Genomic DNA, 13395 nt, shown 5'->3' with positions numbered 1-13395 from the left:
TTATTTCGCGCGCTCTACAAAGCGTGTTTCCCGAATAACGGTAACAACAACCTCTCCCGGATATTCTAATTGCTTTTCTATTTCGTTTGCAATGTCGTAACACATCTTTGCCGCAGCCTTGTCGTTTACTTTGTCCGGACAAACCATGATGCGGACTTCTCTTCCTGCCTGAATGGCATAAGCGCTTTCTACGCCGTTGAAAGAGGTTGCAATTCCCTCAAGTTTTTCAAGGCGCTTGATATATTTTTCCAACGTTTCTCTTCTTGCGCCTGGCCTTCCTGCAGAAATCGCATCTGCTGCGCTTACCAAAACAGTGTAAACAGATTCAACAGGCCTTTCCTCATGATGTCCGCCAATTGCGTTAATCACTTCATTCCTTTCATCATAACGCTTTGCAAGATCAGCGCCTACGATAGCATGTGTCCCTTCTGATTCAGACCCGGTTGCCTTTCCAATATCGTGCAAAAGTCCACATCTTTTAGCAAGGGCTACATCTAGTTTCAATTCTCCAGCAAGGATGCCCATGAGATTCGCAACCTCTATTGAATGTTTTAGTTGATTTTGCCCGTAACTGGTTCTGTATTTCAGCCTTCCGACAAGTCTTATTAATTCCGGATGGATGTGGTGAACGCCAAGGTCGAAGCATGTCTGTTTTCCTGTTTCCATGATGACTTGTTCTATTTCCTTTTCCGTTTCTTTTACGATTTCTTCAATATGGGCGGGGTGGATTCTTCCGTCAACGATCAATTTTTCCATAGATTGCCGGGCAATTTCCCTGCGTACACAATCAAAACCGGAGAGGACAATTACTCCGGGAGTATCATCTACGATAACGTCGATACCCGTTGCTTTTTCGAAGGCGCGGATGTTTCTACCTTCTCTTCCGATAATACGTCCCTTCATTTCGTTGTTGGGCAGTTCAATTGAGCTGACAATGTTTTCTGCGGTATGGGAAGAGGCGCACCGTTGAATGGATGTGGTAATTAATGATAATGCCGTTTGTTCCGCATTTTCCTTTGCCTCTTCTACCTTCTTCGAGATTAATTCGGCGCATTTGATATCAAGTTCTTTTTCCAACCTCGTCAGCAATAGTTTTTCCGCTTCATCCCTTGACATATTGGAAATTTTAAGAAGCGTGTTATTCTCTTCTTCTATGATTTTTTCCAGCTCTATTTTCTTTTCATCCAGCTTTTTTTCTTTAATACCTAAATTAGCGGACAGCGTATCAAGATGTTTTTCCTTTTTTGTTAATAACTCGATTTTTCGTTCAAGGTTGTCTTCTCTTTTGCTTAACCTTCTTTCTTGTTGTCTCAGCTCGATTTTTGTTTCTTGCATTTCTTTTTCTATTGCTTCTCTGCGTTGAAACAATTCGGCTTTTGCCGAGAGTTCGGCTTCTTTTTTTATTTTTTCAGCCTCTCTCTTTGAATCTTCAATAAGTTGCTGAACCTTCTTTTCCTTTGCAGCCTGTTTTTTTCTAATTACCACAATGCAGATAAAATAGCCTATGGCGATACAAACAGGAAAAAGGAGATAACAAGGAAACTGATAGATTTGCATTATATTTTTATGAGCAGATATATCGCGCCCATCCTCCGGGGAAAAAATGAAAACGTAATAGTGGTCGTACCAAACTATGGGAAAAACTACTTCTGAAGGTCGAAAAGCCCTTGCCGGAGAACGGCAAGACCTAAGGATATGCTACCGGGACCTAATGAGGAATGAAAAAGCGGGATACTATGTAATGTTATGTTCTATATTTTGATAAAATAATGCAACAGTGACAAACATTATGAGAAAATACTTACCAAAATGCATTTCCGGCAAATTAACGTGAGGGATTAATTTTGCCAGATTTTGTTGTCTGTATATTTTTTCTTTTGGATCCATAAATATCATATTGGATGCGGACCGTTTTGTTAACAATAACATTAGAGAAATCCCAATCAAAAATCAGATAAAACTTTCAGATTAATAAGAAAGTCGCTTTTCATATCCCCCTGATTCCTACAATAATATATTGTATGACAAATAAAAATAACCCTTAGTGATGAAGCCTTTCAATCGTTCAACTATTTTTAAATAAGAAATAATCAATGAATATGCTACTAACTGAAAATGAACATTCTTTTAAGAAAAAATATAAAATTCTTTGCGAAAACGTAATTATAGGGGCAAGGTGTAACTCAATTTTGTATATTCGCATCATACATTAATAATTCAAGCTGCAATATTAATTTATCTTTTTTGTCAAGTCAAGCTAATTATATATCTAATATTAAACGGTTTAAGTGTTGCAGGGAAGGTTGGTAAAGATAGTATTTTTGCGATTTTCCGGTACGGTCTTTGACGCTTGACAAGCTTTTCGCTGTTCAGTATAATCGCCTTCCCTTAGGAATTAAACTGATTTTTAAAAGTATTTTTTGTCTCACGATTTTTAGGAGAATAACTATGAAAGTTGATGTGGAGTTGCCGGAAATAGAGGGTAATGGAGATGAGGCAACAGTTTCTTTTTGGTATGTGGATGAAGATGAGGCGGTTGAAGAAGGTGAAGATCTTGTTGAAATGATTACGGATAAGACGACTTTCAACATAAATGCCCCAATTACCGGAAGGTTAGTTGAAATTCATGTACAAGAAGGTGATGTGGTAAAAGTAGGTGATATCTTAGCAACACTTGAGACGGAAGAGGAGGAGGACGAAGACGAAGAGGAGGACGAGGATGAAGACGAAGAAGAATAGGTGCGGCGGTAAATGGATAATGGACAATAGATAATTTTCAATTTCTTTGCCTTCATTTAAGGGTTTTATGTCTTTTGCGAAAATAATTGGTCAGGAGCAGGTTTTATCTTTATTTAAAAATGCCCTTCAAAATGAACGTTTAGCGCATGCTTACATCTTTGCCGGTCAGGAAGGGATTGGCAAGATGTTGTTTGCAAGGGAGTTGTCAAAGAAGATATTTTGTCAATCGGGCAAAATCGACGGCGCGTGCGACAATTGCAATATATGTAAAAGGATTGATGCTGATAATTTCACGGATATCTTTTTTCTGTTACCAGAGAAAAACCATCGGGTAATTAAATTAGAACAATTAAAATATCTACAGGAAATTCTTTTTGTAAAACCTTTAGAATCAAAGCACAAAATTGTCATTGTCGAAGATGCGGACAAGATGAATGAAGAAGCCTCTAACTGCTTGCTGAAAACATTAGAAGAACCGCCATTATATGCCATTATATTATTAATAGTAACTTCTTTGGAATCTGTCAGTGAAACGATAAAGTCAAGATGCCAGGTAGTGAGGTTCTCTCCGCTATCACTAAAAGCAATGGAGGATATACTCACTGACCGGTTCCAATTAGATAAACAACTGGCCGGACAACTTGCTTTAATCTCCGGAGGCAGCCTTAAAAGAGCTGCAATGTTTATGGAAGCGAACGCTTTGGAGAAGAAACATTGGCTTGCAGAAAAACTTTTTGAGGTAAGTTTGAAGGATAATCTGACCTTTTCCAAAGAGCTATTAAATGAATGGAATATACAGGACATGGAAGTGTTGGAGGAAAAAAGATCGCATGTAAAAGAACTCTTTTTGCTGTTTTTGATGTATTACCGGGACATACTTATTTGTAAAGCAGGCGGGGCACATTTTCTACTCTATTACGATGACTGGAAGGATGCCTTGATAGTGAAAAGTAAATCTCTGCCAGAAAAGACCCTGTTTAAGATTTTAGAGAGAATAAAAACTTCTTTAAAGTATCTCGACTATAATGCCAATATAAATTTGTTGATTGAAAATATGATTACCGAGATACTTTACCTTCAATCGGACCCTAAGGCCTCGTTTGCGCGATAATTACGTTATTGATAACAATTTAGCCAGCGGGAAAAGAATAATTACGCACCCCATTATCCACCCTGCCGATGTTATGCGACATCATACAGACAAGTCTTTTTCTGAAGGGAAATAAGCAAACATTCCTTTCTTAAACAAAATGCAAAACGCTGGTACTCATTCGCAATTACTGAACCGGGACAACATGGGATTGAGGTGAAAAGTGGTTAGCCTTCAAGAGATTATCCAATTAACTCAAAACATCCGCATGGACAGTCAACCTGGAGACTGGAAGACGGTCAGCAAAAAACATTTGATCAACATTTTGAACTATATTCACTTCCAGTCCGGCGCCATCCTTATAAATTTCAAGCATTTGAAATACAACAATATCATATCCCTTCAAGCCAGGCCGCAACCATGCCTTGACGATAGTTTCGACTGCCTTTGGCTTCGACCAAAAGGACTGAAACTTAATTCCTATGAATTCCTCGATATTTTTCTTACTGAGGGAGAAAAACTTATTCGTATTAAAACGGATGTAATGGCTATAAGCGAGGAAGGAATACGTTTCTCTCTTCCTGATACCTGTTATGAACTCGGACATCAGCGGGTAAAAAGGTATTCATGCGAAGGCGTTCAGGTTGATTTCATTCAAAACGGTGCAGTTTTTTCCGGGCGTCTTTTGGCTTTTGGCGCCGTTTCATTCTGCGTAGAAGTATCGGCAGTACCGCCTCAATCCTTCTATTGGGTGAATCCTGAATGCCCGGTCTATATAGTTTTTAAAAACGAACTGAATACCTTTTATTCAGGAACATGCAGAATCATCAGACAAACCGATGGACAGAAAACCAGGTCATTCACACTAGAATCCATTGACAAACAGATGCGCAGGTTTAAACCTAAAAAATACCGTAGTTCAAGGCACAAATTGATACCTTCACCCAATATCATCTTCCTGCATCCCTTAACCAGTAAGATGGTCAATCTGGAGGTTGAGGATCTGGCAGGTTCGGGTTTATCTGTGAAGGAGTATTACTACAATTCCATACTTCTGCCGGGTATAATTGTGCCTGAACTTTTTATAGAATTTGCAGATGGTTTTAAGCTCAAGTGCAAGGCTCAGGTTGTTTACAGGAATACCTCCAGAACCAAAGGCAGCGCAATGTCTGTAAAGTGTGGTATTGCTTTTCTGGATATGGACATTCATGACCAGGGAAGGCTTTCAGGCATTCTGCATCATGTAGCGAACAAAAAAACCTACGCCTGTAGCTGGGTGGATCTGGACGCCCTGTGGAAGTTCTTTTTTGAGACGGGTTTTGTATATCCAGAGAAATATGCCCTTATGCATACTAATAAGGAACGGTTTAAAGAAACGTATGATAAGCTGTACATTAAAAATCCTGGTATAGCAAGGCATTTCATCTATCAGAGTAATGGGATAATTCATGGACATATATCTATACTCCGTTTTTATGAGAATACGTGGTTGCTTCACCACCATGCCGCGAGCAGGTCGAGTGACAGCATGGCTGGCCTTGTTGTGTTGAACCAGGTTGAGCGGTATATAAACGATTTCCACCGCCTCTATTCAACACATATGAACTATGTTATTTGTTACTTCAGACCAGACAACCGGTTTCCTCATCGGGTATTTGGCGGGGTTACGGAATCGATACATAACCCGAAGGGGTCTTCCATCGATCCTTTTGCCTATTTTCATCATCATAAAAATGCAAATCAAATAGAAATGCCAGCTTTGTGGTCGCTTACGAAAGCGCAACCAGGAGATCTTACGGAGCTTGAAAGCTTTTATGACTATACATCCGGCGGTCTTATGATACACGCCCTGGATTTGGAGCAAAGTATGCTTGGTAGTGACAAACTCAGTAAAGAATATCAACGGCTTGGTTTTAAGAGGGAACGGAGACTCTTCTCTCTTAAGAAAGAGGGTATCCTTAAGGCTTTTATCATGTTAAACATCTCTGAGACAGGGTTGAACATGTCAGACCTGACCAATTGTATTCATATTATAGTGCTGGAGTCTGAAGATGTTCACCGTGATGCCCTTTATTCCTGCCTGTATAAGTTATCAAACTACTATGAGCAGGAAAAAATTCCGGTACTCCTTTATCCTGTCAGCTATGCCGAAGACCAGTCAATACCATATGATAAGGTATATAATTTGTGGGCGCTGAATATGCAGTATACGGACAAGTACTTCGAGTTCATGGAGGGTTTATTTAGTCGCGTTCAAAAGGATAGATTTAAGAATAGTGCAAATTTCGGTTAAAATCCTTAATCTAAACATCTATGAAAACGCCAAAGTTAAACAATAGACCTTTATATAACAGCCGGATAATAGATACTTATATTAAGCTTATTAAAAGAAACTACAGTTATATAAATGTAGGTGAACTTTTAAATTATGCCGGAATGGAACCTTACCAGGTTACTGACGAAGGCCACTGGTTTACGCAGGAGCAGGTAGACCTCTTTTACGAAAGGCTGGTAAAACTAACGGGAAATAAAAATATTGCCCGTGAAGCAGGCAGGTATGCGGCATCACCAGAAGCGATAGGAATAATGAGACAATATGTCCTTGGTCTTGTTGGTCCGGCAAAAGCTTATGAGATAGCAGGGAAGTACGCCCATAATTTCACTAAATCGGCAATCTATAAATCAACAAAAAGAGGAACCAATAAGGTAGAAATTACGGTTGTTCCGAACGAGGGCGTCAGCGAAAAACCATTCCAATGTGAAAACAGAATTGGTTTTTTTGAGGCTATTGCCATGGTATTTAATTATAGATTGCCAGGGGTAGAACATCCTGAATGTCTTTTTAAAGGCGGAGGTGTTTGCCGTTATATCGTTTCATGGAAAGAATCGCCGTCATCTTTCTGGAAAAAAATAAGAAATTACGCAATCATATTTTTTGCAGCAGCGTGCCTTTGTTCTTATTTCATACATCCGTCGATAACGCCGATAACAGTTTTCCCATTTTCCGTTTTTGTTGTTTTGTTATTAACCCTCTACGTTGGAATCATCGAAAAAAAGGAATTAAATGCAGCCATAGACAACCTCAGAGATTCGTCTGATAAGCTCCTGGAGCAGGTTAATGTAAATTATAATAATGCCCTAATGATAAATGAAATTGGACTTGCCATCAGCAAGCAAATGGATATTGATGGCATTCTGTCAAACGTCGTGCAGATTTTTGAGAAACGACTCGATTATGACCGTGGTTTAGTCCTTTTAGCAAATCAGGATAGAACCAGACTAATTTTTCGCGCAGGTTTTGGATATACAGATGAATTGTTAAGTATGCTGAAGAATACCCGTTTCAATTTAAGCAGACCAGAATCAAAAGGGGTGTTTGTTGTCTCCTTTCGTGAACAAAAACCCTTTTTGATAAATGATATTATTGAAATAGAGACTACCCTTTCTCCACACAGTTTGAATTTGGCTAAAAAAATGGGGACCAAATCATTTATCTGTTGCCCCATAATTTACGAGAAAAAGTCGCTGGGAATCCTTGCCGTAGATAATGTAAAGACAAAGAGGCCGTTGTGCCAGAGCGATATAAGTTTATTAATGGGTATCGCACCCGAAATCGGGATAAGCATTCATAATGCCACTCTTATCGAGGCCAGGGAACGACAATTCAAGTCCATACTCCTGGTACTGGCAGCCAGTATTGATGCCCGCGATTCCCTGACGGCCGGACATTCTGAAAAGGTTACAGAGTATGCCCTGGGCATCTGCAATGAATTAAATATGCCAAAGGATTATTGCGAAATGATCAGGGTGGCGGCGCTGCTGCATGATTATGGCAAGATAGGCATCAAAGACGCTGTCTTAAAGAAAGAGGGGAAACTGGACATCGAAGAGCGTAAGGAAATAGAAACGCATACGACAAAAACCAGGAAAATACTGGAACAGATAAACTTTGAGGGCATTTATAAGGAGGTTCCCTACATTGCAGAGTGTCATCATGAAAAGATCGATGGAAGCGGCTATCCAAAAGGCCTCAAGGGAGAAGATATTCCACTGGGAGCCAAAATAATCGCCGTGGCTGACTTTTTTGAAGCGATCACATCAAAACGTCATTACCGGGACCCGATGCCCATTGATATAGCGTTTCAGCTTTTAAACGAGGAAGGTAAAATACATTTTGACAAAAATGTTATAGAGGCATTTATTAGTTATTATAACAGGGTAAATAACAATCAAAAAACAGTAACAATTTAGTATTTTGAAAAATTCCAACAATGTAGTGCGACGAGGTTCGTCGCACTACAAATAACAATTTCCAGTTGTCATTAGAATTTGTTTCGTATTTCGTGCTTTGTGCTTGTTTGGTTCTGGCTATGCCATCTTAGGTTTTAAAAGAGAAACACCAAAAGACTTTCCCCCCCCTTTAATCCTCTCCCAAGATGGCTCTTCTCAAATTCCCCTGCTGGGAAGGGCAGGGGTGGGTTAACGGCATAATGAAAAACCTTGTTATACTTTAGTCTTTCAAAAAACATGATTGGCAATTTGACTAAGCCTTAGGCTTACGCCCACGGCAACAAATTACCGGCGTGTAAGTAAATCTTCTGGGATTGGTAAAAAATTCATTAAACTCACCCAAAAATTCTCCATACCCCCCCTCATATTCTTTAAAATGGAAATTTATCTTTCCTGAGACAACTTCAAATTTTTTCATCCAGTTGAAGGCGTCGGTATCCTTTAATTCCCCAAATATAAGGTGATGAGAGGCAACATCTATGTTTATATCCTCATAGCCAAGATCATACAGGAAAGAATAAAGCTTTCTCCCCATGTAAGGGTCAAAATTTGCCTTTTCTTCTAAATATTTCATTATAGCGAAGAGAGTCATTTCCAGCCTTGGAGAAAGACCAAAATGGTTTAAGCAATTATGGTCAAGATCAATCAGGCATAAAATACCCCCAGGTTTTACAATTTTGGATATGTTCTTAACGATATCGAAACTATTCAAACGATAGTATTCCAGAATAAAGCGGACCCATACAAAGTCAAACACCCCCAGGTCGTTGAGAGGTTCCGGTATATCTTTACATATAAATTCTATTCTTTTGACGCCGTAACGTTCTTGAGCATATTCAATTCTTTTTTCCGAGCCATCCACGCCTATTGCCACACCATCAGGCTGAACCAATTTATGAAGTATAGATGTTGTTTTTCCTGAACCACAGCCGATATCAGCTACACGCATCCCTGTCTCTATACCCGCCCAGAGCGCCTGTTTCTCAACAACTCCGGTATCTGTTTTTATGTCCAGACGCAAAGCCTCTTCATCATTTTCCATTAAGTATTCTTTGCCTTGCATGTCTTTAAACTCCCAGGTTATTAGAATTCAGAATCAGATTTAAAAACGGATGGATATTTTTGGTAATAGTGTGAATTTAGCCAGCTCTTTTTGCCTGCCTTATTAGACTTGTAAATGGCGTAGAAATTTCTCATGTTCTTTAATTTAAGAAATGATTTCAGAAGGCGATACTGGAATGTGGGAAAAGAATATATTCGATTCTTGATATAATTGTTGCCTATATATATGGTATCTATCCCCACCCCTTGTGGCTGATGTACAAGATAAGAGAATCGGTATTTGTCCCAATCCTGCGGGAAGTTTTGATAAATTAATCTGCCTCCCCCTTGCAGTTGCTCCATCAACTGCGTGCCGGGAAGAGGAGTAATCAAGGTGATCTGAACAATATCAATTCCCGATTGGACTAAGAAATCAGCTAATTCTTTGTAGTATAGAGGAGATTCATTATCATTGCCAATTATAAATGCCCCCAATACCCCTATTCCGTACTTATGAAAACAATCCACTACTTTTTTATAATTCTCCACCCCGATCTTTAGATTAATCCCCTTTTTCATGTCTTTTAGCATCCCCTGGCTGATAGTCTCAAAACCGATAAACACATACATACATCCGGATTGGGCTGCCAGCTCAATCACCCTCTCATCATCTGCTGCGTTAATAGAAGTCTGCATCCACCACCTCTTATCTAGTCTCCGCTGTATCATACCCTTAAATAATTCCATAGCCCGATTTTTACTCTCCGGGCTATAACCAATCAGGTTGTCGTCCACAAAGGCTATATATTTCCCCTTTATCTCCTCCAGTTCATTAAGTACATCATGAGGCTTACGTTGGCGATATGCTTTACCAAGATGCTTAGATACAGAGCAGAAGTAACAATTAAAGGGGCATCCACGGGAAGTCTGGACAGAATGCCAGAAATAGTTCGGGTGCAGGAGGCCGTTGCGGGGAGTGATTTTAAATGTGGTTAAGTCAATTTGAACACCGACATATTTTGAGGATAGACGATTATTTTCAAAATCGTTAATCACCCTTTCCCATATACCTTCCGCCTCACCAATTAATACCGCATCAACGTACTGTAGCGCCTCGTCCGGAAGCATGGAGACATGTATTCCCCCCATAACCACCTTTATTTTTCGTTCACGGTACATACGCGCAATTTCGTAAGCACGGCTAATCGTAGTAGTAAAGGCCGTGATACCTACCAGGTCCGCTTCTTCAAACACAAACTTATCGAAGTTTTCATCTACAATTTTAACATTCCAATCTGAGGGGGTTACTGCGGCTACATAGGCCAGGCCTAATGGGGGAAAGGTTGAAAATTTGCTCAGGAGATAACCACTTCTGCGGCCCACTGGATTTATTAATAAAAGTTTTTTCATGCGTTATTTGTACCCTAAATACCACTTAATTTGAATCATAATTTTGTTATGATTCATTGAACAGGTTTTTGCAAAGTATTAATACTCCGCAATAAACTTTAACAAAAGGGCAGTTTTCGTGTTAATTTTTTTTTGATTGATAAAAATATTTAGATTTGATTATATAGGCACGTTATCACACTTAAACCTTTGCATTTCATATCTTATCTCAAACTGGAGAATGTTTACTATGGGTCGAAAAGGGTTATGGAGGGGACTAACTGTTCCTCTCTGTGTATTGCTTGTCATTTGTATCATTCCAAACGCTTATGGTTCCGGCTTCGCGATCTTTACCCAGGGGGCTACTGCCCTCGGACAGGCAAATGCCGTAATTGCCAACGCTGATAGCCCGTCGGCTATCTTTTTTAATCCGGCATTGATTAATAACCTCGCCGGGACACAGATAGAATCGGGAACGACCGTGCTTTTGCCTTCTAATGAATTTAAAAGTGATGCAACTGGAAAGACCTCTGGTACTGAAGATGACGTGTTTTTCCCTTCCACGGTTTTTATCACCCATAAGTTCAATGATAAGGTTAGCGCCGGACTGGGCGTCTTTAACTCTTTTGGATTGGGAATTGACTGGGGTGATGAATGGGAAGGAAGGTACATAGCTACCAATTCAGAATTACAAACCTTTAATTTCAACCCTGTGGTTTCGTATCAGATAATGTCAAATATCGCATTCGCGGCAGGAGTTAACTACGTGCTGCTCGATACTACTTTAGAGAAACAGATAAATCTGTCTCCCTACGGGCTATCCGACGCCGGACAACAATTTGACGGAGATGGTGATGGCGTTGGATATAATCTTGGCTTTATCTACGACATTAACGAAGATATTTCCATCGGTACATCGTACCGCAGCAAAATCGAGGTTGATATTGATGGCGACGCCGATTTTGACCTTCCCAACGGCACCCCTTCAGTAATCAGCACACTATTTCAAAATACCGGAGGCAATGCAGACCTGACACTTCCGCCACAGGCTCATGTGGGAATTACCTATAAAGGCATCGACCGTCTTACGCTGGAAATTGGTTTGAGATGGGAAGGTTGGTCTTCCTTTGACGAATTAAAGATAAATCTCGATCAGCCGGTTGCCGGCAGTAAAACATCCGTTACCGAAAAAGATTGGAAAGACACCTATTCAGTAAATCTTGGCGCCAAATATCAGATAAATAAAACATTTGCATTACTTGCAGGTTACCTGTACAGTGGAAACCCTGTGCCTGACAAGACTTTTGATCCCATTGTCCCCGATGCCAATACACATCTTATTACCCTCGGAACAAATATTAAATTCAAACAATTCAGAATAGACATAGCATATGGTTATCAGCGGCTCGAAGGCAGGAGTAAAAACAATTCCCTGGATGACAATCCCTCTGACTCCTTAGTAAATAGTGCCACCAGCGCCAACGGAAAGTATGATAATGATCTCCACTTGATTGGTATCAGCCTGGTATATAATTTTTGATTGTAGATTATGGAAGGCATTTATTTATATAGCACCCTCATTCCTAATCTGGCATAGCCAGAACCAAACAAGCACAAAATAAAAAATACGAAATACGAAATACGAAATACGAAGTACGAAGTACGAAAAGGGAACCACAGATTACACAGATTGCACAGATTAAAAAATTAATCACAAACTTACCAATGATTAATTCAGAAATGGGATACCTCCCATGCCTGCAAAATGCAAGAACCTTAAAACCATTCCAAAAACAAAGAGGCACCGGATAGAGTCGAAGTGAAATAGTTTCGCGATTTAAGCCGGTTTTTTATAATTTGTTGCAAAAAGACAAAAAATCAGTAGTATTTTGTATGCCTCGTATTTAACCTTTTGAAAGAAACATAGTAAAATGATTGCTATATCCAAATACATATCAAACTACTGCGAGAAAGCAATAATAGGTTTATTGCTTGCAGCGGTTGCCATTATTCCCCTATTTTTTGATATACGCCTCTACAGCGTTTTTGACCTTAGCAAGGTCGCTGCTTTATATTTTTTTTCAATAGCTACGCTCGTAATCTGGACAATCTTACTAACAGTCAAACATGATTTTTCGTTTTCGCATGTTTCGATAAACACGCCTATTCTTGCCTATATAGCAATCTTTATCATTGCAACAACGGTATCGATAAATCCGGTTATGAGCCTTTTCGGTACCTACAAGCGTTTCGAAGGGCTGGCGGCCACACTCTGCTATATATTCCTCTTTTACGTCACAATACATTTCATCACTACGCGCACAAGGCTTTATGTGCTTCTTATATCTATGGCCGGTTGTGCGGTAATCTCTTCAATTTACGGGATTTTTCAGCGATGCGGTGTGGATTATTTTACATGGAGCAGCAGCGGCCCCCGGGTGTTTTCAACATTTGGAAATCCAGTGTTCTTTGCAGCGCAGCTTGTTATGGTACTACCAGTGGCCGTTTCTTTATTTTTTATCGGCTTTAAAGGAAAAGAGGACAAAAATGGTATTTTTATTAACAATCGATATGTCATCTGGAGTTTTTATGTAGTATCGGTAATCATATACATCGCCTTTTGGCTTACCAATACCAGGGCATGTTTTGTAGCGCTTATTGGCGGGGTAGTACCGTTTCTCTTTTTCATTTTTATAAAACGATCTACCGAAAGGTATCCATTCTTAATACTGGTTGTTTCATTCTTTCTTATAGGGATATTCTTTAATGTAAAGCCTGAAACGTCATTTATTAAACATTTTGCTGATGATGTGCAAAAAGACAAGGATTCTGCAGATTTTTTTATT

Annotated in this window: 9 protein-coding genes; 6 read left to right on the top strand and 3 right to left on the bottom strand. The window is 39.6% G+C overall.

Annotated features, from left to right (window positions below; genetic code table 11):
• Positions 1–1557: a ribonuclease Y gene (gene rny / locus ABJL82_RS11930; RefSeq protein ID WP_347274914.1), complete on the bottom strand. Its 1557-nt coding sequence runs from the start codon at positions 1555–1557 to the stop codon at positions 1–3.
• 891 nt (positions 1558–2448) lie between these two features.
• Here rny and ABJL82_RS11925 point away from each other — a divergent pair.
• The 4 genes from ABJL82_RS11925 to ABJL82_RS11910 all read left to right on the top strand — a co-directional run bounded on the left by ABJL82_RS11925 (position 2449) and on the right by ABJL82_RS11910 (position 8080).
• Complete coding sequence (locus ABJL82_RS11925; RefSeq protein ID WP_347274913.1) at positions 2449–2739, top strand: lipoyl domain-containing protein; 291 nt, start codon at positions 2449–2451, stop codon at positions 2737–2739.
• Positions 2740–2806: 67 nt separating this feature from the next.
• Positions 2807–3850 carry a DNA polymerase III subunit delta' gene (gene holB / locus ABJL82_RS11920; RefSeq protein ID WP_347274912.1) on the top strand — a complete coding sequence of 348 codons (1044 nt, stop codon included), beginning with the start codon at positions 2807–2809 and terminating at the stop codon, positions 3848–3850.
• A 202-nt stretch (positions 3851–4052) separates the two neighbouring features.
• The gene (locus tag ABJL82_RS11915) at positions 4053–6122 is read left to right on the top strand and encodes a PilZ domain-containing protein (protein ID WP_347274911.1); all 2070 of its coding nucleotides are present in this window, start codon (positions 4053–4055) and stop codon (positions 6120–6122) included.
• A gap of 20 nt (positions 6123–6142) precedes the next feature.
• Entirely contained in the window at positions 6143–8080 is a 1938-nt protein-coding gene (locus ABJL82_RS11910) for an HD domain-containing phosphohydrolase (protein WP_347274910.1), read from the top strand.
• Positions 8081–8372: 292 nt separating this feature from the next.
• Here the strand turns inward: ABJL82_RS11910 and ABJL82_RS11905 are convergent, their stop codons facing one another.
• Both ABJL82_RS11905 and ABJL82_RS11900 read right to left on the bottom strand, forming a co-directional pair.
• The gene (locus ABJL82_RS11905) at positions 8373–9182 is read right to left on the bottom strand and encodes a methyltransferase domain-containing protein (RefSeq protein WP_347274909.1); all 810 of its coding nucleotides are present in this window, start codon (positions 9180–9182) and stop codon (positions 8373–8375) included.
• A gap of 20 nt (positions 9183–9202) precedes the next feature.
• Positions 9203–10570 carry a radical SAM protein gene (locus ABJL82_RS11900; RefSeq protein ID WP_347274908.1) on the bottom strand — a complete coding sequence of 456 codons (1368 nt, stop codon included), beginning with the start codon at positions 10568–10570 and terminating at the stop codon, positions 9203–9205.
• 229 nt (positions 10571–10799) lie between these two features.
• On the opposite strand from ABJL82_RS11900, the gene ABJL82_RS11895 reads away from it, so the two are divergent.
• Both ABJL82_RS11895 and ABJL82_RS11890 read left to right on the top strand, forming a co-directional pair.
• Positions 10800–12089 carry an outer membrane protein transport protein gene (locus ABJL82_RS11895; protein ID WP_347274907.1) on the top strand — a complete coding sequence of 430 codons (1290 nt, stop codon included), beginning with the start codon at positions 10800–10802 and terminating at the stop codon, positions 12087–12089.
• A gap of 391 nt (positions 12090–12480) precedes the next feature.
• Positions 12481–13395 (top strand): hypothetical protein (locus ABJL82_RS11890; protein ID WP_347274906.1); only part of this gene is annotated, 915 nt, incomplete at its 3' end.

The sequence above is a fragment of the Candidatus Kuenenia sp. genome, from assembly GCF_039794105.1.
In the GTDB taxonomy this organism is placed as follows: Bacteria; Planctomycetota; Brocadiia; order Brocadiales; family Brocadiaceae; genus Kuenenia.
This window is presented reverse-complemented; position numbering and strand designations above follow the sequence as displayed.